Below are 19918 nucleotides of genomic sequence, written 5' to 3' on the forward strand. Positions count from 1 at the left end.
ATGATGAATAACTTGTATTTTGAAATTATATGGAGACTCACAAAACTTCGTTGTTGATTTTGGGATTAATATTAATTTTTGCTGTTATACATAGTGGAGGTGCTGCTTTAAGAAGTAGAGCAGAGGCTTTTATGGGAGCAAGATTATGGAGATTGCTTTTTGTTTCTTTGAGTTTGCCATCTGCATTGATTTTAATTAGTTATTTCTTAGCTCATAGATACGATGGCATTAGATTATGGAATTTTCAGGGTAATCACTATGTATTTTTGTTTGTTTGGATTTTAACTGCTATCAGTTTCTTATTTTTATATCCTGCAACATATAATTTATTAGAAATTCCTTCAGTTTTAAAACCTCAAGTTAGGATGTATGGCACTGGAATAATGAGAATAACAAGACATCCGCAAGCATTTGGCCAAATTATATGGTGTTTAGCTCATACATTATGGATTGGGACATCTTTTACATTCATAACTTCGATAGGGCTGATTTTGCATCATCTTTTTGCAATATGGCATGGTGATAAAAGATTAGAAATTAAATTTGGTAAAGAATTTTATAAGTACAAAGAAAGCACCTCAATAATCCCATTTGTCGCAATATTTGATGGAAGACAGCAAATTAAACTAAAAGAATTTTTTAAATTATCACAAATTGGGATATTAATAGCCATTGCAATAATCTGGTGGTCTCATAAATATATAAATATTGCTGTTACAACATTTAATTCATCTTTTATGTCTAAAATTTTCAATTAGCAGTTTAGTATTAATGTATAAATATTATTAAATATGCCTCAAGCTTCAGAAATTGCCTGGTTGATTCCTGTCTTTCCACTTATCGGAGCAGTGTTTTCTGGTTTGGGTTTAATATGTGCAAATAAAAAAATCAATAATTCTAGAGAAATTGTATCTATCAGTCTTTTGTCATTCGTTGGTGTTTCTGCTGTAATCAGTTATAAAACATTAATTGAGCAAATCAATGGTTACCAATCAGTAGAAAAATTATTTGTTTGGGCAAGTGCTGGAGATTTCACAATCCCAATGGGATTCGTTCTCGACCCATTAGGGAGCGTAATGCTCACATTGGTAACCACTATTACTTTATTAGTCATGATTTACTCTCATGGTTATATGGCTCATGACAAAGGTTACGTAAGATTTTTTACATATCTAGCACTTTTCAGCAGTTCGATGATGGGATTAATTATTAGCCCAAACTTATTAGAAATATACGTTTTTTGGGAATTAGTAGGAATGTGTTCATACTTATTAGTTGGTTTCTGGTACGACAGAGATGGTGCAGCAAATGCTGCTCAAAAAGCTTTTGTCGTAAATAGAGTTGGAGATTTTGGCTTATTACTCGGAATTTTGGGTTTATTTTGGGCTACAAAAAGCTTTGATTTTAATGAAATTGCAATAGGAGTATCACAGTCAGTTTCAGAGAATTCATTGCCAGTCTGGGCTGCATTATTACTTTGTTTTTTAGTCTTCTTAGGACCTATGGCAAAATCTGCTCAATTTCCTCTTCATGTATGGCTACCAGACGCTATGGAAGGACCAACCCCTATTTCAGCTCTTATTCATGCAGCGACGATGGTTGCTGCTGGAATATTCTTAGTAGCAAGGCTCCAACCTCTATACTCTTTATTCCCATCAATTCAATTTATTATTGCTTTAGTTGGTACTATTACATGTTTCTTAGGAGCGTCTATAGCCTTAACCCAGATGGATCTCAAAAAAGGTTTGGCATATAGTACGGTTTCTCAGCTCGGGTATATGATGCTTGCGATGGGTTGTGGTGCTCCCGTAGCAGGTATTTTTCACTTGATAACACATGCTTGTTTCAAAGCAATGTTGTTTTTAGGGTCTGGCTCCGTAATTCATGCCATGGAAGAAGTTGTTGGTCATCAACCTGTACTTGCTCAAGATATGAGGTTGATGGGAGGTTTAAGAAAAAAAATGCCCTTTACTTCTACGACTTTCTTAATAGGTTGCGTAGCAATAAGTGGTATTCCTCCATTAGCTGGATTTTGGAGTAAAGATGAAATATTGGGAAACGCCTTTATCTCATTTCCAGCTTTTTGGTTTGTGGGATTTTTAACAGCTGGAATGACAGCCTTTTATATGTTTAGACTTTATTTTTTAACTTTTGAAGGAGATTTTAGAGGTGAAGATAAGGAATTACAAAAAGAACTTTTATTAGCTTCTAAAATTAATATAGAAGAAGAACATGAAGAAGAACATGGTTCACTCCATGAGTCTCCTTGGTCAATGACATTCCCATTGGTTTTTCTGGCAGTGCCTTCAGTAATAATTGGGTTTATGGGATTTCCTTGGGATAGTAAATTTGCAAACTTATTAGATCCCGAAGAAGCATTGATTGCTATAGAGTCGTTTGAATTAAAAGAATTTTTGCCTCTAGCTATTGCATCTGTTTTCATTGCCTCAATTGGTATAACTATTGCTTATCAAGCTTATTTTGCTAAGAAAATAAACTTATCAATATTATTTGCACAAAGATTTCCATCTGTTAATAAGTTCTTATCAAATAAGTGGTATTTAGACGATATTAATGAAAAACTTTTTGTGAAAGGTAGTAGAAAACTTGCAAAAGAAGTTTTAGAAGTTGATTCCAAAGTTGTAGATGGAGTGGTAAATCTTACTGGACTTGTAACATTGGGAAGTGGGGAGGGCTTAAAGTATTTTGAAACCGGCAGAGCTCAATTTTATGCTCTGATAGTTTTTGGAGGAGTAATTTTGTTGGTAGCAATATTTGGTTTCCAATCTCCCCAAGTAGCTTAATAACAAATGTGTGTCTTCACTGTCCATGGGATGAAAAAATCTAGATAATTTCTAGAATTTGTTTAAGATCATTTTCTTATTCATTTGAGCAGCTATTTTTTTACACATTTTGCACTACATACAATAGGAACATTGGGTGGAGGTATATCTGATTTCCCTTGGCTCTCAGTATCTATTCTTTTCCCTATTGGATGTGCATTTCTGATACCTTTTTTCCCCGATAAAGGAGAGGGTAAAGAAGTAAGATGGTTTGCTTTAAGTGTTGCTTTAATCACTTTTCTAGTAACAGTAGGATCTTATATAAACGGTTTTGATATCAATAATGAAGATGTTCAACTTAAAGAAAGTATAAATTGGCTTCCTAATCTAGGACTTACTTGGTCAGTCGGCGCTGATGGAATGTCAATGCCTCTTATATTATTAACTAGTTTTATAACGGCGCTAGCTGTCTTAGCTGCATGGCCTGTAAAGTTTAAGCCAAAATTATTTTTCTTTTTAATACTTATCATGGATGGAGGACAAATAGCTGTTTTTGCTGTTCAAGATATGCTCCTATTCTTTTTAAGTTGGGAACTGGAACTTTTGCCAGTATATTTACTTTTAGCTATCTGGGGAGGAAAAAATAGACAATATGCAGCTACAAAATTCATTATCTATACAGCAGGGAGTTCTATCTTTATCCTTTTAGCTGCTTTGGCAATGGGTTTTTATGGAACTGAAGTTCCAAATTTTGAGTTTTCTCATTTGGCTAATCAAGATTTTGGCCAAAACTTTCAAATCCTTTGTTACATAGGTTTGTTAATTGCTTTTGGTGTGAAACTCCCCATTGTCCCTTTGCATACCTGGCTCCCTGATGCTCATGGAGAGGCTACAGCACCTGTTCATATGTTGTTGGCTGGAATTTTATTGAAGATGGGCGGATATGCTCTTTTAAGATTTAATGCACAATTATTACCTATTGCTCATGCTCAATTCTCTCCACTATTAATAGTTCTTGGAGTAGTCAATATAATATACGCTGCATTAACATCATTTGCACAAAGAAATCTTAAAAGGAAAATTGCTTATAGTTCAATAAGTCATATGGGGTTTGTCTTAATTGGGATAGGAAGTTTTAGTAGTCTTGGGACAAGTGGAGCGATGTTGCAAATGGTTAGTCATGGACTAATTGGAGCAAGTTTATTTTTTCTTGTTGGAGCAACTTATGACAGAACAAAGACTCTAAAACTTGATGAAATGGGTGGAGTAGGACAAAAAATGCGTATTATGTTTGCATTATGGACTGCCTGCTCTCTTGCTTCTCTTGCCTTACCAGGTATGAGTGGATTTGTTTCTGAGTTAATGGTATTTACTGGATTTGTTACGGATGAAGTTTATACTTTGCCTTTTAGGGTGATAATGGCATCTTTAGCTGCAATAGGGGTGATACTTACTCCAATTTATTTACTGTCAATGTTACGTGAGATTTTCTTTGGTAAAGAAAATCCAAAGTTAACTGAAGATAAAAATTTAATTGATGCAGAGCCTAGAGAGATATACATTATAGCCTGTTTACTCTTACCAATAATCGGGATAGGTTTATATCCAAGATTAGTTACAGAAAGTTATTTGGCTACGATAAATAACTTGGTTGACAGAGATTTAAATGCTGTTAAAAACACACCAAAGACAAATGTTTTTGCGGGAAATAAATCAAATCAAATATTAAAAGCACCAACTATATAATTTTCTTAATATGTTTATTATTTTTTGGCATAACAATTGATATAAAGATATCTTAAAAAAGATTATATTTAATTAAAGTAACTAATTCTCAATCTATTGATGGGTCACAGCTAGGGCCTAGATTACTCATAAAATTCCTTCAAGATGCAGCTGGAAGGGGTGATCTTGATCCATGGGATATTGATGTTATAAGTGTTATCGATAGTTTTTTAGAGCAGTTTAATCATAATTTGCAATATTCATCCAATAATCAAACTTCATATCAAAAAGACTTATCTGAGACAAGTGAAGCATTTTTTGCCGCCTCTGTATTAGTTAATTTAAAAGCTCAAGTTTTAGAATCTGATGTATTTCAAGAAGAAACATTAGGTTATCAAGAAGAAATTGGGATGGATAATCAAGAATGGATCAATCAAGAATTTGACATACCGAAATATCCTGAAAAATATCTTAGAAGAAGATCTGTAGCTCAACCCGTTATTAAACGTACATCTACATTAGGAGAACTTGTTAGTCAATTGGAATCTATTGCAGAAATAATTGAAACGCAGGATCTTTTGCTTATGAAAAGGAAAAGAAATAAAAAATATTCAGATAAGGTTTTGATCTCTAAAGTTCAATCTTTAGCACATCGTGAAAAGCTTCCTGAAACAACTAAAGCACTTGGCAAGTTTCTTGATGGATGGGAAAAGGCATTACAATGGACTGATTTTGAATATTTAGTTAATAAATGGCAGACAGTAGTAAAAAGTGATTTAGATAAAGACAGACTGGGTGTATTTTGGGCTTTGTTATTTTTATCATCAGAAAATAAAATTGAATTAAAACAACAATATTCTCTCTATGGGCCAATACAAATTAAAAGGATTATTCCAGATGGAGAGTTAGCTCAATTACCTATTGAAAATCTTGAGGTTTCAGAAACTTCTTCGACTGCTGCTTAGTAGTAAAAGAGTAATAAAGTATAATCTTTAAAAAGAGGTATATAGAGCTGATGAAGGCAATGATACTTGCAGCAGGCAAAGGAACTCGCGTTCAGCCAATAACGCATATTATTCCTAAACCAATGATTCCTATTTTGCAAAAACCCGTGATGGAATTCCTTTTGGAACTTTTAAAAGAACATGGTTTTAAAGAAATAATGGTAAACGTTTCTCATCTTGCAGAGGAAATTGAAAACTATTTTAGAGACGGGCAAAGATTTGGTGTTGAAATAGCCTACAGCTTTGAAGGAAGAATTGAAGATGGAGAAATGATTGGTGATGCTTTAGGTTCGGCAGGAGGATTAAAAAAAATTCAAGATTTTCAAAACTTTTTTGATGAAACTTTTGTTGTATTGTGTGGGGACGCCTTAGTTGATTTAGATTTGACTGAAGCTGTTAAAAATCATAAGAAAAAAGGGGCGATAGCTAGCCTAATAACAAAAAAGGTAACTAGAGATCAGGTATCTAGTTATGGAGTTGTAGTATCTGATGAAAATGGACGAATTAAAGCTTTTCAAGAAAAACCGGATGTTGACGATGCTTTGAGTGATTCAATTAATACTGGTATTTATCTTTTTGAGCCTGAGATTTTTAACTATATTCCATCAGGAGATAAATTTGATATAGGAGCTGATCTATTCCCTAAACTTGTTGAAATGGATTTGCCATTTTTTGCTTTGCCGATGGATTTTGAGTGGGTAGATATTGGAAAAGTTCCTGATTACTGGAGTGCGATTAGAAATGTTTTATTGGGTAAAGTAAGGCAAGTCGAAATTCCTGGAAAAGAAATTAAGCCTGGAGTCTTTACGGGTCTTAATGTTGCTGCAAATTGGGATAAAGTCAGTATAAAAGGACCCGTTTATATTGGAGGGATGACAAGAATTGAAGATGGTGCAACTATTATTGGCCCCTCTATGATTGGACCAAGTTGTTGCATTTGTGAGGGTGCAACTATAGATAACTCTATAATCTTTGATTATTCAAAAATTGGGAAAGGAGTGCAACTTGTCGATAAATTAGTATTTGGTAGATATTGTGTTGGAAAAAATGGAGACCATTTTGATTTAAAAGATGCTTCTTTGGATTGGTTAATAACAGACTCAAGAAGATTAGATTTAACAGAACCATCTCCTCAACAAAAAGCTATGGCAGAATTACTAGGAACTGATTTAATTAACATTCCAGATTGAGCCCAGCTTTTTCAAGTATCTCTGGGATAAGATGTTCTGATTTGACTGCCATGAGATGAATTCCATCTGCAATATTAATAAAATCTTTAGCTTGCTCTGAAGCAATTAATATTCCTTCTTGAAGTGGATTTTTTGCATCTTTGAGACGATTTAAAATATTTTCAGGTATATTCGCTCCAGGTACAAATTTATTTATGAAAAGAGCATTTTTATATGATTTCAAAAGAAATACTCCTGCAATTACTGGTATCTCAATTGGATTGCTGATTTCGTTACAAAAGTTTGCTAAACAATTTCTATCCATAACTATTTGAGTTTGTAAGAAATTTGCTCCAGCCTCCTTTTTTTTTATTGTTCTAATTTTTAAACTTCTTTGATTTCGACAACTTGGATCTACTGCAGCACCTGAAAAGATCTTAGTGCTTTTATCTGGAAGTTGTTCAAAAGTAGGATCAATTCCTTGATTGAATGATTGAATTTGTTTTAATAATCGCACTGCCTCAAATTCATGAACTGCTTTTGTTTCTTGCTGATCACCAGCTTTAACAGAATCTCCTGTAATGCATAAAATATTTTTAATACCTAAGGCATTTGCTCCAAGAATATCTGATTGTATAGCGATTTTATTACGATCTCTGCATGAGATCTGCATTATAGGCTCTATCCCACTTTCCAGTAGCAGTTTAGACATTGCTAAACTGCACATCCTCATTATTGCTCTACTTCCGTCTGTAACATTAACAGCATGCACCTTATTTTTGAGAAGTTGTGCTATTTTAAGAGATCTTATGGGGTCTCCTCCTCTTGGCGGCATTAATTCTGCTGTAATTACTTTTGAATTTTTTTCTAAAGTTTGCTGAAGTTTTGATTTCAATTGCTTTTTTTCCTTACTTGGTTAAGAAGTTTACTGTTACTGCTAAACTCAATTAATATAAAAAAGGAACTGTTTAAATGCAAATGGTTGAAGAAGGTGTTAACGACATTGATATGATGGGTCTCTCATCTAGAGAGATGGAAATCATAGATTTAGTAGCTGATGGGCTTACAAATCAAGAAATTGCGGTAAAGCTTACTATTAGTAAAAGAACTGTTGATAATCATGTAAGTAATATGTTCACGAAAACAGGCTCCAAAAATAGAGTAGCACTATTAAATTGGGCAATGGATCACGGAAAAATTTGTAGAGATGGATTTAATTGTTGTTCTCTGCCTGATTCAGATCAAGATTAATATTATTTTCTTTATCGATACTAGATACTAAATTCATTAAACAAAAATGTGCTGAATTCATTTCAAAAAGTTGTGCATAATCAAGACAGGCTTCTTTATCAGAGTTGGTAAATCTTAATACCCCATCCTTGTCATAAAGACCATACATGTCTAAAAATAATAGAATTTATATTTCAAATATAAAGAGAATATAAAGGAAACGAGAGCTTTTTGGCTAGTTTTTTTAAAGCTTCATTTCCCATTTTGAAAATGGATGTTTTGTCAGATTAAGATTAGTATATTTTTTTAGACCAGTAATTTCTTTTGCTATGAAAGATGGGAGAATAACTTCTTCTTCCTCTTTAGTAAGCTCAATTTCGGCAATTTTTAAAGGAAAATTTTTGTCTTTAAAGCAATCTACAATCCAATCTTTTCGATCAATTTTTAAAAAAAATCTTTCTTTTTTAATTGTATTGTTAAGAGTTGACATGATTTTTTCACCTTCACTATTTGGTATTGAGTATTCATATTCGTAATTAGTAAAATTTTTAATATGTTTTTTAAGTGCAATTTTAAAGTTTTTGCCGTTAAATCTGATTCTGACTATCCATTCCTCCAAATCGTGGGAAAGATAGCCCTGCTCTATAAAAGTCTTATGAGTAATTAAATCCTTCCATTGATCATTTTTGATAAGAAATCGTCTTTCAATTTCTAATGCCATCTAATTATTTTGATTATTTTTTAATGATAAATCTCCTTTCCAATCGAGCTTTTTGATTAATGTAATGTAATAGGAAATGCTTTTATTAAATTTAATCATTTTACAGGGCTTTGTTACTTTATTAATTTCACAATAATCATTTTCTTTTATAGTCATGCACTTTGATCCATCTTTCCATAGTTTTATTTCTCTTTTATTCTTTTGAACGACTCTAATAATTACTTTACTTGTATCAGGAATAATAATTGGCCGGCTAGCTAAGCTCATAGGACATATTGGATTTATAACGAATGCATTTATTGAGGGGTGTACTATTGGACCTCCTGCTGCCATAGAGTATGCAGTTGAACCAGTTGAGGAAGAAATAATTAAACCATCACCTTTGTATTCATTTACTTTTTCATTATCTATTTCGATTTGAATTTGATTGGTTGGAGAAATATCTTCTTCAACAGATTTAAAATAAAAATCATTTAACGCATCATAGCTTTTTAGTAGTTTTCTTTCTCTATTCTTTTCGTTGCTATAAACATCACAATGTAATCTGTTTCTAAAATCAATTATGAATTCTTCTTTTTCTAAAATTTTGATAAATGATTGGTCAAATAAAAAATCCTTTTCTTGAGTCAAAAATCCTAAATTACCGCCAATATTAAAACTAAGTATAGGAATATCATAATTTACTAATGCATTTGCAGATTTAAGAACAGTGCCATCACCACCAAGAACAATTACTAGATCAGGTAATGCAGCAAGATTGTAGAAGTAGCTTTCTAATTGATTGTTATCAAAATCACTTTCGATCCTTTTTGATTTAATATTTCTATCTTTGAGAGTCTTATTACAAAATATAGATGCTTCTTTAGCAGTTAAGCTGTTAGAACGATAAATAATAAGCACCAATGAAAGATTCACTTGATGCTTTTTACCACTTTAATAAATTAAAACTTTCCATATCAACAGTCACCCTATTTCTATAAAGAGATAACAATATAGCTAAACCTACAGCAGCTTCTGCTGCTGCAACTGTAATAACAAAAATTGTAAAAACTTGTCCTTGAATTAGGTTATTGTCCACATAAGAAGAGAAGGCCATCAAATTTATGTTCACTGCATTCAACATTAACTCTATACTCATCAGTACTCTTACTGCATTTCTACTATTTAATAATCCCCAAATGCCAATACAAAATAAAACTGAGGAAACTATTAAAAAAGCTTGAAGTGGGATGGATTCTAAATTCATCTTAATTTTTTTTTATAAGTAAAGGTTCATTTGGTTTCTCTATTAGCTCTTGATCTACCGGTAATCCTGTTGAAATATCTTCATTCATGACATCTCTTCTAGCCAAAACAATAGCCCCAATCATGGCCATTAAGAGTAATACAGATGCCACTTCAAAAGGGAGCAAATAATCACTAAATAAGTGTTCTCCTATTCTTATTGTAGATTCTTCCCCTATAGATGCATTAGATTCAGCTAAACCCCAAGTATTGGATAAGTCAACTCTTATTAATAGACTTAGAAGAGTTAAACAAATTGATGTTGATATAATTCTTCTTGATTTGATATTTTCAATAGCCTTTAAATCTTCTTTTTTATTAACTAACATTATTGCAAAAATTATTAGAACATTAACTGCCCCTACATAAACTAAAACTTGAGCTGCAGCAACAAAACTTGCGTTTAGTAGTAGATATAAGCCTGCAACACTCATAAAGACTCCACCAAGCAAAAATGCAGAGTAAACAATATTCTCTAGAAGAATTACACCAAGTGCTCCAATTATTACCACTAAAGATAATACTGAAAAACAAATTATTTGAGTTGTGACTGCTATAGACATATATTATTTAAAGTTATTTATTCGTTTCGACAGTGGGATTTTTAATATCATTCCCTTCTGGTTTCATCCAATCATAAACTTCTTCTGGTAGTTTACCAACTCGAACATCTGAAGAAGGAACATCATGAGGATCCATAACTCCTTTAGGCAAATATGCAAGTTCCCTAAGAGGTTTTACAGATGGATCAGTTGTAACGTTCGTAGGAAGTCTACCTAATGCTATATTGTCAAAATTTAAATTATGTCTATCGAATGTAGCTAATTCGTATTCTTCAGTCATAGATAAGCAATTTGTTGGACAATATTCAACACAATTCCCGCAAAAAATACAGACTCCAAAGTCTATAGAGTAATTTCTAAGTTCCTTTTTCTTAGTTTCCTTATTCATAACCCAGTCAACAACTGGTAAATTTATTGGACAAACACGTACGCATACTTCACAGGCGATGCATTTATCAAATTCATAATGAATTCTTCCTCTATATCTTTCAGAAGGAATTAACTTTTCGTAAGGGTATTGAACAGTAACAGGTCTTCTTCGGAGATGATCAAAAGTTACAGTAAATCCATCATATAAATATTTACCAGCGCTGAAGGCTTCTTTAATATAACTATTTACTTTTTGAAGAAAATCTTTCATTTTAAAGAATTTACTTAGTCATTTTATTCTAGTGTATTTAATTAATGTTTAAATATTTCTACTTAAACATTATCCACCAAAAAATTGAGGGAAAGCTAATTTCAATCCTGCTGTCACAAGTAGATTAGCAAGAGATATTGGTAAAAGGAATTTCCATCCTAAATCTAGAAGTTGATCTATTCTCACCCTTGGTGTTGTCCAACGTAATAATATAGCAACAAAAACCAATAGATATGCTTTGAGAACAGTCATTATAATTCCTATAGAAGCTGTGAAAACTTGAATCACAGGAGCATCAATTGGAAGATTTAGAACTTTAGCAATTATCTCAACAGGAATAGGAAATCCCCATCCACCTAAATAAAGTATGGATACTAATAATGCAGATAGGATTAAATTTATATAACTGCCTAAATAAAATAAAGCAAATTTCATTCCAGCATATTCAGTTTGATAACCCGCTACTAATTCTTCCTCAGCTTCTGGCAAGTCAAATGGTAGCCTTTCGCATTCTGCAAGAGCACATATCCAGAAAATTATGAATCCAACAGGTTGCCTCCATATATTCCAACTTAATATTCCCGCTCCGTTTTGTTGATTAACAATATCAATAGTACTAAGGGAATTTGTTATTAAAACAATAGCTAGTACAGACAAAGCCAGAGGTATTTCATAGCTAATAGATTGAGCAGCTGCCCTTAAGCCTCCTAATAGTGAATATTTATTATTCGAGGCATAGCCGCTCATAAGAAGTCCAATGGGTTGAATACTACTTAGAGCTATCCAAAGAAAAATTCCAATACCAACATTACTAATAAGCAAGTTTTGGCCAAAGGGAACAATTAACCAAGATAGTATAACCGGGACCAATACCAATATTGGTCCAGCAGTGAATAGAATTGAATCTGCTTTTGCAGGAATAATATCTTCTTTTACAAGTAATTTCAGACCGTCTGCGATTGGTTGAAGTACCCCTAAAGCCCCTGCATATTCTGGACCTATTCTTTGTTGAGCAGCAGCAGATATTTTTCTTTCTAACCAAACTGTGACTAATACACCAACTACGGCTGATACTAAAACTAATAACATTGGTAAAGGTAGCCATATAATATGAGCAAGTTCACTTGAGAGGCCGAAGCCTTTTAAGATTTCATTAAAACTATATTCGAGATCTAATCCAGAGTTCAAAATTTTGTTGTTATTTATTCTTTAGATTAACTCTTCATAAACAATATGTGTGTTTTTTATGAAAAGCTGAAGATATTATTTTCGATTTTCTAAAGTAATCCAATCTCTAGGAGCTGAACCGGTATAAATTTGAGACGGTCTAAAAATTCTGTTTGCGCCTAATTGTTCCCTCCAATGAGCTAACCAACCTGCGACTCTAGATATTGCAAAAATAGGAGTAAATAAGTCACGGGGAATACCAAGTTTTCTGTAAACAAGGCCAGAATAGAAATCAACGTTTGGAAAAATACCTTTTCCTCCTAGCCTTGGAATAGCCTCTAACTCCAATTTTTTAGCAACTTCATATATTTCATCTTTTCCAAACCTAACAAAAAGCTCCTCTGCTAATTTCTGAAGAATAATTGCTCGAGGATCTTTAACTTTATACTCTCGATGTCCGAAACCCATTATTTTACTTTTGTTTTGAATAGCATCTTCTAAAAAAGAAGCAGCTTTTTCGGGAGTTTTAATATCTTCTAACATCGCAATTACATCTTCATTTGCTCCTCCATGAAGAGGACCAGCTAATGTTCCTACTGCAGAGGCAATTACCGCGTATGGGTCTGTTAGAGTGCTAGCCGTAACTCGTGCGCTAAATGTACTCGCATTTAAACTATGTTCTGCATGAAGAATTAGGCATCTATCAAAAACTTTTGCAGCTATGGGATCTTGTTCTTTTTCAGTCAACATGTAAAGAAAATTCGATGAGTAAGATAAATCATCCCTCGGTTGAATGGGATCTTGTCCTTTTCTTATAAGTTGAAATGCAGCAATCATTGTTGGAATTTTTGCAATTAGTCTTATCACTGCGTTGTAGATATACTTGGGATCATCTATCGCTCTTCTTGAGTAGAAAAGACCAAGAGAGGCGGCACTGGACTGCAAAGCGTCCATGGGATGCCCTGTGGCAGGAAAGCATTTCATCATATCTCTAACTCTGAAGCTTAATCTCCGATGCATCTGTACTTCTTGTTCAAAATCTCTTAGTTTTGTTGCTGAAGGTAATTCTCCCCAAATTAATAAAAAAGCAGTCTCTAAGAAACTACTTTTCTGTGCTAATTCTTCAATTGAATAGCCTCTATATAATAATTTCCCTTTTTGACCGTCAATATCGCATATTGATGAATTAGTTACTGGAACTCCCTCTAATCCTGGTTTTAAAATTAGTTTATGAGTATCCAAAATTTTAATGTGATATAAATCGTTTATAGTTCTAAGATAGTCAAATAATTTTTAGTTAACCACAAGATATCAATCAAATTTAATCATTAAATATTTTTAAATTAGTCTCTGCATAATAAAAAGGAGCTGTTTCTGGAATGGATTGTTTGATTATCGCTTTAAATTCTATAATTGATAAATTAATTATATTTTTAAAAAAGTAATTAATATTTTCTAAATAAGAGAAATTTTTAGTTTGAATAGAGTAAGGATTCCTGAGATTTAATTTTTTATTTAGAAAATATTTAGCATGACTATCACCTCTTAAACTAAAAAACTCATTTGAAATTAAATCTATATCTTCCTCATTTACCAAAGTATTACTAATAAAGTTTAGATTATCAGTCTCAACTAAAAAAATATTTTTATAATTTGACTGTTTTATAATATTTTCTTCTTTTATAAGTTCATCTTTTGAATATATTGTATAAATATTATTATTATTATTTTCTAAACTATTTGTATTAAAATCTTCTAATAATTTTATGTTCTCTATAGGCAAATAATTTTTATCATAAATTACTAACCAATTGTTATCATAACTTAAGAAAAGTATATTATCTTTTAATTTATTATTTAGCTCTTTAATAATACCCTTTTCAAAACTGTTTATTTCGATATTATCAAGATACTTATTTGAATCTAATAAATTATTATAAATAGATAGTTGATAATTTTTTTTATCTAATATATTGACTGTATCCATATTTTTATGTGATAAAATATCTGTACTTTTGTTATTATTAATTAAATACGATTTATATATAATTTCTTTATCTTTAAAATCAAATAAAGTTACTAAATAGTCATCCTCTTTTAGAGAATAATTTTTATTATTTAATAGCTCATTTGTTTTGAAATTATTTGTTAAAAAGATATTATGTTCATTTTTAAAATAATTTAATACTTCATTAAAAGAGATATATTTTTTTTCGATATTTTTATCAATATTAATTGATTGTAATGAATCAATTATTAATTTTTTATTAGAGGAAGTAATAATATAATTATCATTTGTTCGATAAATATATTTTAAATAATTTAATTTATTTTCTCTAAAAATTTTAATTAATTTCTCAGGCTCATCAATTTTATTTGGAAGATTTAAAATATCATCTATATCTTTATTTTCTTTTATTTTGAATATTATTAAAATGTCATCTATATCTTTTTCTTTATTATCATGGGACGTAATTGCAAGTTCATTATTATAAATATCTTCTAACTTGTTTGTACCTAAATCAACACCTAAGTATGCCAATATACTATTTTTTACTAAAACAAGCTCATCTTGATTTGTTGTTTCAAAGTTTGTCCTTATGGCGTTAGTGATTTCTGAAATTTTAGTATTTGAAATGAAGAATGTTTTATTATCTTTCGGTAAGTACTTCAAAATTTTTAATTCTGAAATATCATTTTGACTTACTTTATTTAAACTATAAGAAGTTTCTTCAAAGCCAAAAATACAACATAAGAATAATATTGTTAGTAAAGTGAAGTATTTAATATTCATTTTTATTTTTATTTTTATTTTTAACAATAAACAAGTTCTTGCAACCTTACTTATAAAATTGTAAATAACAAATATTTAATTCTAACAATTGGGAAATTATCCGAAAACTTTAAATGCTTTTGATCTTAATGAATGGTTTAATTCGGAAGATGAAAATCCTATTATTATTGATGTTAGAGAGGATTCAGAACTCGAAATTGCGTGTTTTCGTAGGGAATATTTACATTTACCAATAAGTAAGGTTTCGGCTGAGTATGTAAAAACAAAAATCAGTGATTTAAAAGATAAAAAGTTCGTTGTTCTTTGTCATGCTGGTATCAGAAGTTATAATTTTGGACAATGGGCATTAGAAAATAATCTCGTAAATGAGATTTGGAATCTTGAAGAAGGTATAGATGGTTGGAGTCAGTATATTGATCAAACGATACCTAGATATTAATTAATCAATATCCAAAGATGATGCGACAGTATTAACATCCTTATCTCCTCTACCAGAACAATTAATTACTATTTCAGTATCTTTATCCAAGGTAGGACATAATTTTTCTAACCATGCAAAGGCATGAGCTGTTTCGAGTGCAGGGATAATTCCTTCTAATTCACTCACTAGTTTCAAAGCGTCTAAAGCTTCTGCATCAGTAACAGAGCCATATTCTGCTCTTCCTATATCTTTTAAATAACTATGTTCCGGACCTACCCCAGGATAGTCAAGACCTGCGCTTATAGAATGCGCTTCTTGTACTTGACCATCCTTATCTTGTAAAAGAAGACTCATTGACCCATGTAAAATTCCTATGGATCCTTTAGTAATAGTCGCGGCATGTTTTTCAGTATTGACTCCGCTTCCTGCCGCTTCAACTCCAATAAGTCGAACTGATTTTTCTTTTACGAAAGGATGAAAAAGACCCATTGCATTTGATCCTCCACCTACGCAAGCAAGCAAAATATCAGGTAAAGATCCAAATGATTCTAGACATTGTTTTTTAGCTTCTTCTCCTATAACTGCATGAAAATCTCTTACGATCATTGGGAATGGGTGTGGCCCTGCAACTGACCCCAAAATATAGTGCGTTGTTTCTACATTGGATACCCAATCCCTAATTGCTTCACTGGTTGCGTCTTTGAGAGTCGCAGTACCTGAAGTAACAACTTTAACTTCTGCGCCTAAAAGTTTCATCCGAAAGACATTTAATGATTGTCTTTTTATATCTTCTGCCCCCATGTAGATAATGCATTGCAAACCAAATCTCGCGCATACAGTAGCAGTAGCAACTCCGTGTTGCCCAGCCCCTGTTTCTGCAATTATTCTTTGTTTACCCATTCTTATCGCTAATAAAGCTTGCCCTAATGCATTATTGATTTTGTGAGCACCAGTATGATTTAGGTCTTCTCTTTTGAGCCATATCCTGCTAGTAGATGTTTTTGTCTTGTAATGTTCAGTAAGTCTTTTAGCCTCATATAATGGGGTCTCTCTTCCTACATAAGTTTTCAGCAAATGATTTAATTCATTAACAAATTGTTTATCTTTCCATGCATCAGAAGCTGCTTCTTCCAGTTCAAAAAGAGCTGGCATTAGTGTTTCAGGGACATATTGACCTCCATATTTTCCAAATCTTCCTTCTTTTGAAGGTTGATTTAAATCATCATTATTATTTTGATCCTGACGAGAAATTGTACTTACCAATTTTTTATAGTATAAGTATGAACTAACTATAGATTATATAAAAAATAATGGGAAAAAAAAATTGGATTGAATTTGATAATCAAGAAAATATTTATAAAGAAAAACCTAAAGAAGAGAATTTTCAAAAAATATCAAAAATAAATATCTCAAAACAAAAAAAAGGTAAAAAAGGAAAAACTATTACTTTAATAAAAGGTTTATCTATTAGAAATGAAATAGAAGTTAAGGAATTACTAAAAAAAATGAAAGTGTTTTGTGGTACTGGAGGAACTTTAATAGGTGAAGATATTCAATTACAAGGTGATATGGTAAACAAATCAATTGAGTTTCTTCGCAAAGAAGGATTTCAAAATTTATGAGTCAAGAGTTAAAATGGATTTCTACTTTTAGCAACATAAAAAGATGACGGAACTAAATCAGAAAAATTCAGGAAAAAATATAAAATGGCACAATTTAACTATTGATAGAAATAAGTTAGAAAAAATGAGAGGACATAAAGGAATGGTAATTTGGTTTACAGGTTTATCAGGGTCTGGGAAAAGTACCTTAGCCAATGCTGTAAATGAGGTTTTACATTTGGATGGGTTATCAACTTATGTACTAGACGGAGATAATATTAGACATGGTTTATGCAAGGATCTTGGATTTTCAGATGAAGATAGAGAAGAAAACATAAGAAGAATCGGTGAAGTAGCTAATTTATTTATGAATGCAGGAATCATAACCATTACAGCATTCGTCTCCCCTTTCAATAATGATAGAAATAAGGTTAGAAATATTATTGGATCAAAGGATTTTATTGAAGTATATTGCTCTGCAGACATTGATGTATGTGAGAGGAGAGATACTAAAGGTTTATATAAAAAGGCACGTTTGGGAGAAATTAAAGAATTTACCGGTATATCTAGTCCATATGAGGCTCCTGTAAATCCAGAAATAGTAGTTGACACAGGTTCCTTAAATTTAAATGATTCTGTTAAAGAAGTTATTAATTATCTTAGAGAACAGAATCTAATTGAAAGGATTTAATTATAAAAATATCTTTAGTCATTTTTCAGGTAATTATCTGGCCCTAGATTAGACAATTTTCTGTTTTTAGATCTTACTTGTGTATGGAGATTATCTCTAAATTTTTTCATTCTTACTCTTAAAGCTTCATCAAATAAACTAAGGATTTGAATTGCTAATAAACCAGCATTTTTTGCACCGTTTATAGCCACTGTTGCTACAGGAATCCCTGCAGGCATTTGCACTATTGATAATAGGGAGTCAATTCCTCGCAAAGTTTTACTCTCTACCGGCACACCTATGACAGGTATGCATGTTAGCGAAGCTATCATGCCAGGCAGGTGAGCAGCTCCACCGGCTCCTGCGATAATAACTTTTATGTTTTCTGATTCTGCTTTCTTTGCATATTCCATCATTTCCATTGGCGTTCTATGCGCAGAAAGTATACAAACCTCAGTTTCTATTCCAAATTCATTCAATATATCTGTTGCAGGTTTCAATGTTTTTAGATCTGAATCACTTCCCATTACTACAGCAATTTTATAAATATTGCTGGAATTAAATTCTGACAAAATAACAAATCAATTCTTTTCTTATAATGACGTGCAATTACTTATGCGCTAGTTAGGTAGTATTAAAAAGACGAATTTTGTATGAATTGTTATGCCGTCTAATAAAAATCTCGAAAAAAGCGAAGTTAGGGAGTATTTCAATGGGACCGGTTTTGATCGATGGAGAAAAATTTATAGTAAATCAGAAGAAATCAATACAGTGCAGAAAAATATTAGAAAAGGTCATCAAAAGACTGTCGATGATGTCGTTTCATACATAAAAAATTATCCTGAATTAACAACTAAGACTTTTTGTGATGCTGGTTGCGGTGTGGGAAGTTTAGCTATTCCTTTACTAAGACTTGGTATTAAAGATTTGCAGGTTAGTGACATATCTTCTGAAATGATTAAAGAAACAAAGAAACGTATCAATGAATTAGGTTTAAGTCAAAGAAAAATTAAATTTTTAACTAGTGATCTTGAACAGTTAAAAGGGTTATTTGATGTTGTCATTTGTTTAGATGTATTTATTCATTACCCGCAACCAGTCGCTGAAGAAATGGTCAGACATCTATGTGACTTGAGTAAAGAGAAGCTAATAGTAAGTTTTGCCCCCTATACACCAATATTGGCAGTATTAAAGAATATTGGAAAGTTGTTTCCCGGGCCAAGTAAAACTACTAGAGCTTATACATTAAGAGAAAAAGGGATTATTAATGCTGCTAACGAAAGAGGTTTTATTGTAGTTCAAAAGAAATTAAATCAAGCTCCATTTTATTTTTCCAAATTAATTGAATTTAAGAAAGTAAAATAAATTACTTTACTAGGTGATTCTCAAGTGCATAACGGACTAATTCGGTTCTGCTAGATGTACTTGTTTTTATAAAAAGCCTGCTTACATATTTTTCAACATTTCTAATAGAGGTTTCAAGTTGTCTGGCAATTTCTTTATTCATAAGACCTTCTGCTACGAGTTGAAGTACGCTTGCTTCTCTTGGCGTAAAACTTGGAATATCAATAGAATTTTCTTTATTGAGTGGATTTTGATCTGTAAGCATAGATTTTATTTCAGTGATCTGTTTTGCCATTTTACTAACATCAATATCAGCAAATCGGGCTGCTTCTTTAAGTAATCGCTCTTGCCTATTAATTACATTTTTAACTCTTGCAGATAATTCATCTGGATCAAAGGGTTTAGAAATATAATCATCAATACCTGCAAGATATCCTTGGGTTCTATCTAAAGTCATTCCCTTTGCTGTAAGAAAAATAACTGGAGTACCTCCTAGCTTTTCATCTTCTCTTATTTTTTCTAATAAAGCATAACCATTTGATCTCGGCATCATAATATCGCTAATAATTAGATCTGGGAAAATTGTTTGAGCTTTTTCCCATCCATCCTCTCCGTCAACAGCAATAAAAATTTCAAATCCTTCGTCTTCGAGAAATGTTTTTACAGCTGTTCTTAAACCAGGCTCATCATCTACCAATAAAATTTTTGATTTTCTAATTGCTTCATTATTTATTTGATTAGTGTCATTCATTTTTTAATTTTGAATTAAATTTTCTTTAGCTTAAAAATAATTTTATATACT

The 19918-nt window shown here is 31.7% G+C and carries 22 protein-coding genes; 10 read left to right on the forward strand and 12 right to left on the reverse strand.

All coding sequences use genetic code 11. The features are described 5' to 3' along the window. Positions 1-29: 29 nt before the first annotated feature. The 5 genes from ACTF45_RS02125 (at position 30) to ACTF45_RS02145 (ending at position 6702) form a co-directional block, all read left to right on the forward strand. The gene (locus ACTF45_RS02125) at positions 30-758 is read left to right on the forward strand and encodes an NnrU family protein (RefSeq protein WP_438949260.1); all 729 of its coding nucleotides are present in this window, start codon (positions 30-32) and stop codon (positions 756-758) included. A gap of 33 nt (positions 759-791) precedes the next feature. Beyond that, positions 792-2804, forward strand: a complete 2013-nt coding sequence (locus ACTF45_RS02130; RefSeq protein ID WP_288346428.1) for an NAD(P)H-quinone oxidoreductase subunit 5 — start codon at positions 792-794, stop codon at positions 2802-2804. Positions 2805-2888: 84 nt separating this feature from the next. Continuing rightward, on the forward strand, positions 2889-4529 hold the full coding sequence (locus ACTF45_RS02135) for an NAD(P)H-quinone oxidoreductase subunit 4 (protein ID WP_288346429.1): 1641 nt from the start codon (positions 2889-2891) through the stop codon (positions 4527-4529). 95 nt (positions 4530-4624) lie between these two features. Further along, entirely contained in the window at positions 4625-5473 is an 849-nt protein-coding gene (locus ACTF45_RS02140) for a segregation/condensation protein A (protein WP_288346472.1), read from the forward strand. A gap of 50 nt (positions 5474-5523) precedes the next feature. Then, positions 5524-6702 (forward strand): nucleotidyltransferase family protein, encoded by a 1179-nt coding sequence (locus tag ACTF45_RS02145; protein WP_348659518.1) that lies wholly within the window; start codon positions 5524-5526, stop codon positions 6700-6702. On the opposite strand, the gene ACTF45_RS02150 is transcribed toward ACTF45_RS02145, so the two are convergent. Then, on the reverse strand, positions 6686-7576 hold the full coding sequence (locus ACTF45_RS02150; RefSeq protein ID WP_438949261.1) for a methylenetetrahydrofolate reductase: 891 nt from the start codon (positions 7574-7576) through the stop codon (positions 6686-6688). The genes ACTF45_RS02145 and ACTF45_RS02150 overlap by 17 nt on opposite strands. A gap of 77 nt (positions 7577-7653) precedes the next feature. On the opposite strand from ACTF45_RS02150, the gene ACTF45_RS02155 reads away from it, so the two are divergent. Continuing rightward, positions 7654-7932, forward strand: a complete 279-nt coding sequence (locus ACTF45_RS02155; RefSeq protein ID WP_288346432.1) for a helix-turn-helix domain-containing protein — start codon at positions 7654-7656, stop codon at positions 7930-7932. Between the two features lie 223 nt (positions 7933-8155). Here the strand turns inward: ACTF45_RS02155 and ACTF45_RS02160 are convergent, their stop codons facing one another. The 8 genes from ACTF45_RS02160 to ACTF45_RS02195 all read right to left on the reverse strand — a co-directional run bounded on the left by ACTF45_RS02160 (position 8156) and on the right by ACTF45_RS02195 (position 15080). After that, entirely contained in the window at positions 8156-8632 is a 477-nt protein-coding gene (locus ACTF45_RS02160) for a CYTH domain-containing protein (RefSeq protein WP_288346433.1), read from the reverse strand. Continuing rightward, a complete protein-coding gene (locus ACTF45_RS02165) occupies positions 8633-9547 on the reverse strand; it encodes an NAD(+) kinase (protein ID WP_288346434.1) in 915 nt (304 codons plus the stop codon). 10 nt (positions 9548-9557) lie between these two features. Next, positions 9558-9878, reverse strand: a complete 321-nt coding sequence (gene nuoK / locus ACTF45_RS02170) for an NADH-quinone oxidoreductase subunit NuoK (protein ID WP_011131796.1) — start codon at positions 9876-9878, stop codon at positions 9558-9560. Position 9879: 1 nt separating this feature from the next. Further along, the gene (locus tag ACTF45_RS02175; RefSeq protein ID WP_288346435.1) at positions 9880-10479 is read right to left on the reverse strand and encodes an NADH-quinone oxidoreductase subunit J; all 600 of its coding nucleotides are present in this window, start codon (positions 10477-10479) and stop codon (positions 9880-9882) included. Positions 10480-10492: 13 nt separating this feature from the next. Further along, positions 10493-11119, reverse strand: a complete 627-nt coding sequence (gene ndhI / locus ACTF45_RS02180; RefSeq protein WP_288346436.1) for an NAD(P)H-quinone oxidoreductase subunit I — start codon at positions 11117-11119, stop codon at positions 10493-10495. 69 nt (positions 11120-11188) lie between these two features. Next, complete coding sequence (gene nuoH / locus ACTF45_RS02185; RefSeq protein ID WP_288346437.1) at positions 11189-12307, reverse strand: NADH-quinone oxidoreductase subunit NuoH; 1119 nt, start codon at positions 12305-12307, stop codon at positions 11189-11191. Between the two features lie 75 nt (positions 12308-12382). Then, positions 12383-13528, reverse strand: coding sequence for a citrate synthase (locus tag ACTF45_RS02190; RefSeq protein ID WP_288346438.1), 1146 nt, complete (start codon positions 13526-13528; stop codon positions 12383-12385). Between the two features lie 79 nt (positions 13529-13607). After that, complete coding sequence (locus ACTF45_RS02195) at positions 13608-15080, reverse strand: hypothetical protein (protein WP_288346439.1); 1473 nt, start codon at positions 15078-15080, stop codon at positions 13608-13610. An 88-nt stretch (positions 15081-15168) separates the two neighbouring features. Here ACTF45_RS02195 and ACTF45_RS02200 point away from each other — a divergent pair, with 88 nt between their 5' ends. Next, positions 15169-15519, forward strand: a complete 351-nt coding sequence (locus ACTF45_RS02200) for a rhodanese-like domain-containing protein (RefSeq protein WP_288346440.1) — start codon at positions 15169-15171, stop codon at positions 15517-15519. On the opposite strand, the gene trpB is transcribed toward ACTF45_RS02200, so the two are convergent. Further along, a complete protein-coding gene (gene trpB / locus ACTF45_RS02205; protein ID WP_288346441.1) occupies positions 15520-16764 on the reverse strand; it encodes a tryptophan synthase subunit beta in 1245 nt (414 codons plus the stop codon). Positions 16765-16811: 47 nt separating this feature from the next. Here trpB and ACTF45_RS02210 point away from each other — a divergent pair, with 47 nt between their 5' ends. Both ACTF45_RS02210 and cysC read left to right on the forward strand, forming a co-directional pair. Then, positions 16812-17123: a translation initiation factor SUI1 gene (locus ACTF45_RS02210; RefSeq protein ID WP_288346442.1), complete on the forward strand. Its 312-nt coding sequence runs from the start codon at positions 16812-16814 to the stop codon at positions 17121-17123. A 43-nt stretch (positions 17124-17166) separates the two neighbouring features. Continuing rightward, positions 17167-17793 (forward strand): adenylyl-sulfate kinase, encoded by a 627-nt coding sequence (gene cysC / locus ACTF45_RS02215; RefSeq protein WP_438949262.1) that lies wholly within the window; start codon positions 17167-17169, stop codon positions 17791-17793. 14 nt (positions 17794-17807) lie between these two features. Here cysC and purE read toward each other — a convergent pair whose 3' ends face one another. Then, a complete protein-coding gene (gene purE / locus ACTF45_RS02220) occupies positions 17808-18344 on the reverse strand; it encodes a 5-(carboxyamino)imidazole ribonucleotide mutase (RefSeq protein ID WP_438949263.1) in 537 nt (178 codons plus the stop codon). A gap of 91 nt (positions 18345-18435) precedes the next feature. Here purE and bchM point away from each other — a divergent pair, with 91 nt between their 5' ends. Beyond that, complete coding sequence (gene bchM, locus ACTF45_RS02225) at positions 18436-19137, forward strand: magnesium protoporphyrin IX methyltransferase (RefSeq protein WP_288346445.1); 702 nt, start codon at positions 18436-18438, stop codon at positions 19135-19137. A 1-nt stretch (position 19138) separates the two neighbouring features. Here bchM and ACTF45_RS02230 read toward each other — a convergent pair whose 3' ends face one another. Further along, positions 19139-19867: a response regulator transcription factor gene (locus ACTF45_RS02230; protein ID WP_011131808.1), complete on the reverse strand. Its 729-nt coding sequence runs from the start codon at positions 19865-19867 to the stop codon at positions 19139-19141. Between the last annotated feature and the right edge of the window lie 51 nt (positions 19868-19918).

This window comes from Prochlorococcus sp., assembly GCF_965655815.1.
GTDB lineage: Bacteria > Cyanobacteriota > Cyanobacteriia > PCC-6307 > Cyanobiaceae > Prochlorococcus_A > Prochlorococcus_A pastoris.

Excerpts from the sequence above, each read along its gene's own strand:
- ndhI (WP_288346436.1), bottom strand. The coding sequence starts at position 11,119 with ATGAAAGATTTTCTTCAAAAAGTAAATAGTTATATTAAAGAAGCCTTC.
- ACTF45_RS02230 (WP_011131808.1), bottom strand. The coding sequence starts at position 19,867 with ATGAATGACACTAATCAAATAAATAATGAAGCAATTAGAAAATCAAAA.
- ACTF45_RS02160 (WP_288346433.1), bottom strand. The coding sequence starts at position 8,632 with ATGGCATTAGAAATTGAAAGACGATTTCTTATCAAAAATGATCAATGG.
- ACTF45_RS02195 (WP_288346439.1), bottom strand. The coding sequence starts at position 15,080 with ATGAATATTAAATACTTCACTTTACTAACAATATTATTCTTATGTTGT.
- ACTF45_RS02210 (WP_288346442.1), top strand. The coding sequence starts at position 16,812 with ATGGGAAAAAAAAATTGGATTGAATTTGATAATCAAGAAAATATTTAT.
- nuoK (WP_011131796.1), bottom strand. The coding sequence starts at position 9,878 with ATGAATTTAGAATCCATCCCACTTCAAGCTTTTTTAATAGTTTCCTCA.
- cysC (WP_438949262.1), top strand. The coding sequence starts at position 17,167 with ATGACGGAACTAAATCAGAAAAATTCAGGAAAAAATATAAAATGGCAC.
- ACTF45_RS02130 (WP_288346428.1), top strand. The coding sequence starts at position 792 with ATGCCTCAAGCTTCAGAAATTGCCTGGTTGATTCCTGTCTTTCCACTT.
- ACTF45_RS02175 (WP_288346435.1), bottom strand. The coding sequence starts at position 10,479 with ATGTCTATAGCAGTCACAACTCAAATAATTTGTTTTTCAGTATTATCT.
- bchM (WP_288346445.1), top strand. The coding sequence starts at position 18,436 with ATGCCGTCTAATAAAAATCTCGAAAAAAGCGAAGTTAGGGAGTATTTC.
- ACTF45_RS02155 (WP_288346432.1), top strand. The coding sequence starts at position 7,654 with ATGCAAATGGTTGAAGAAGGTGTTAACGACATTGATATGATGGGTCTC.
- ACTF45_RS02145 (WP_348659518.1), top strand. The coding sequence starts at position 5,524 with ATGAAGGCAATGATACTTGCAGCAGGCAAAGGAACTCGCGTTCAGCCA.
- ACTF45_RS02125 (WP_438949260.1), top strand. The coding sequence starts at position 30 with ATGGAGACTCACAAAACTTCGTTGTTGATTTTGGGATTAATATTAATT.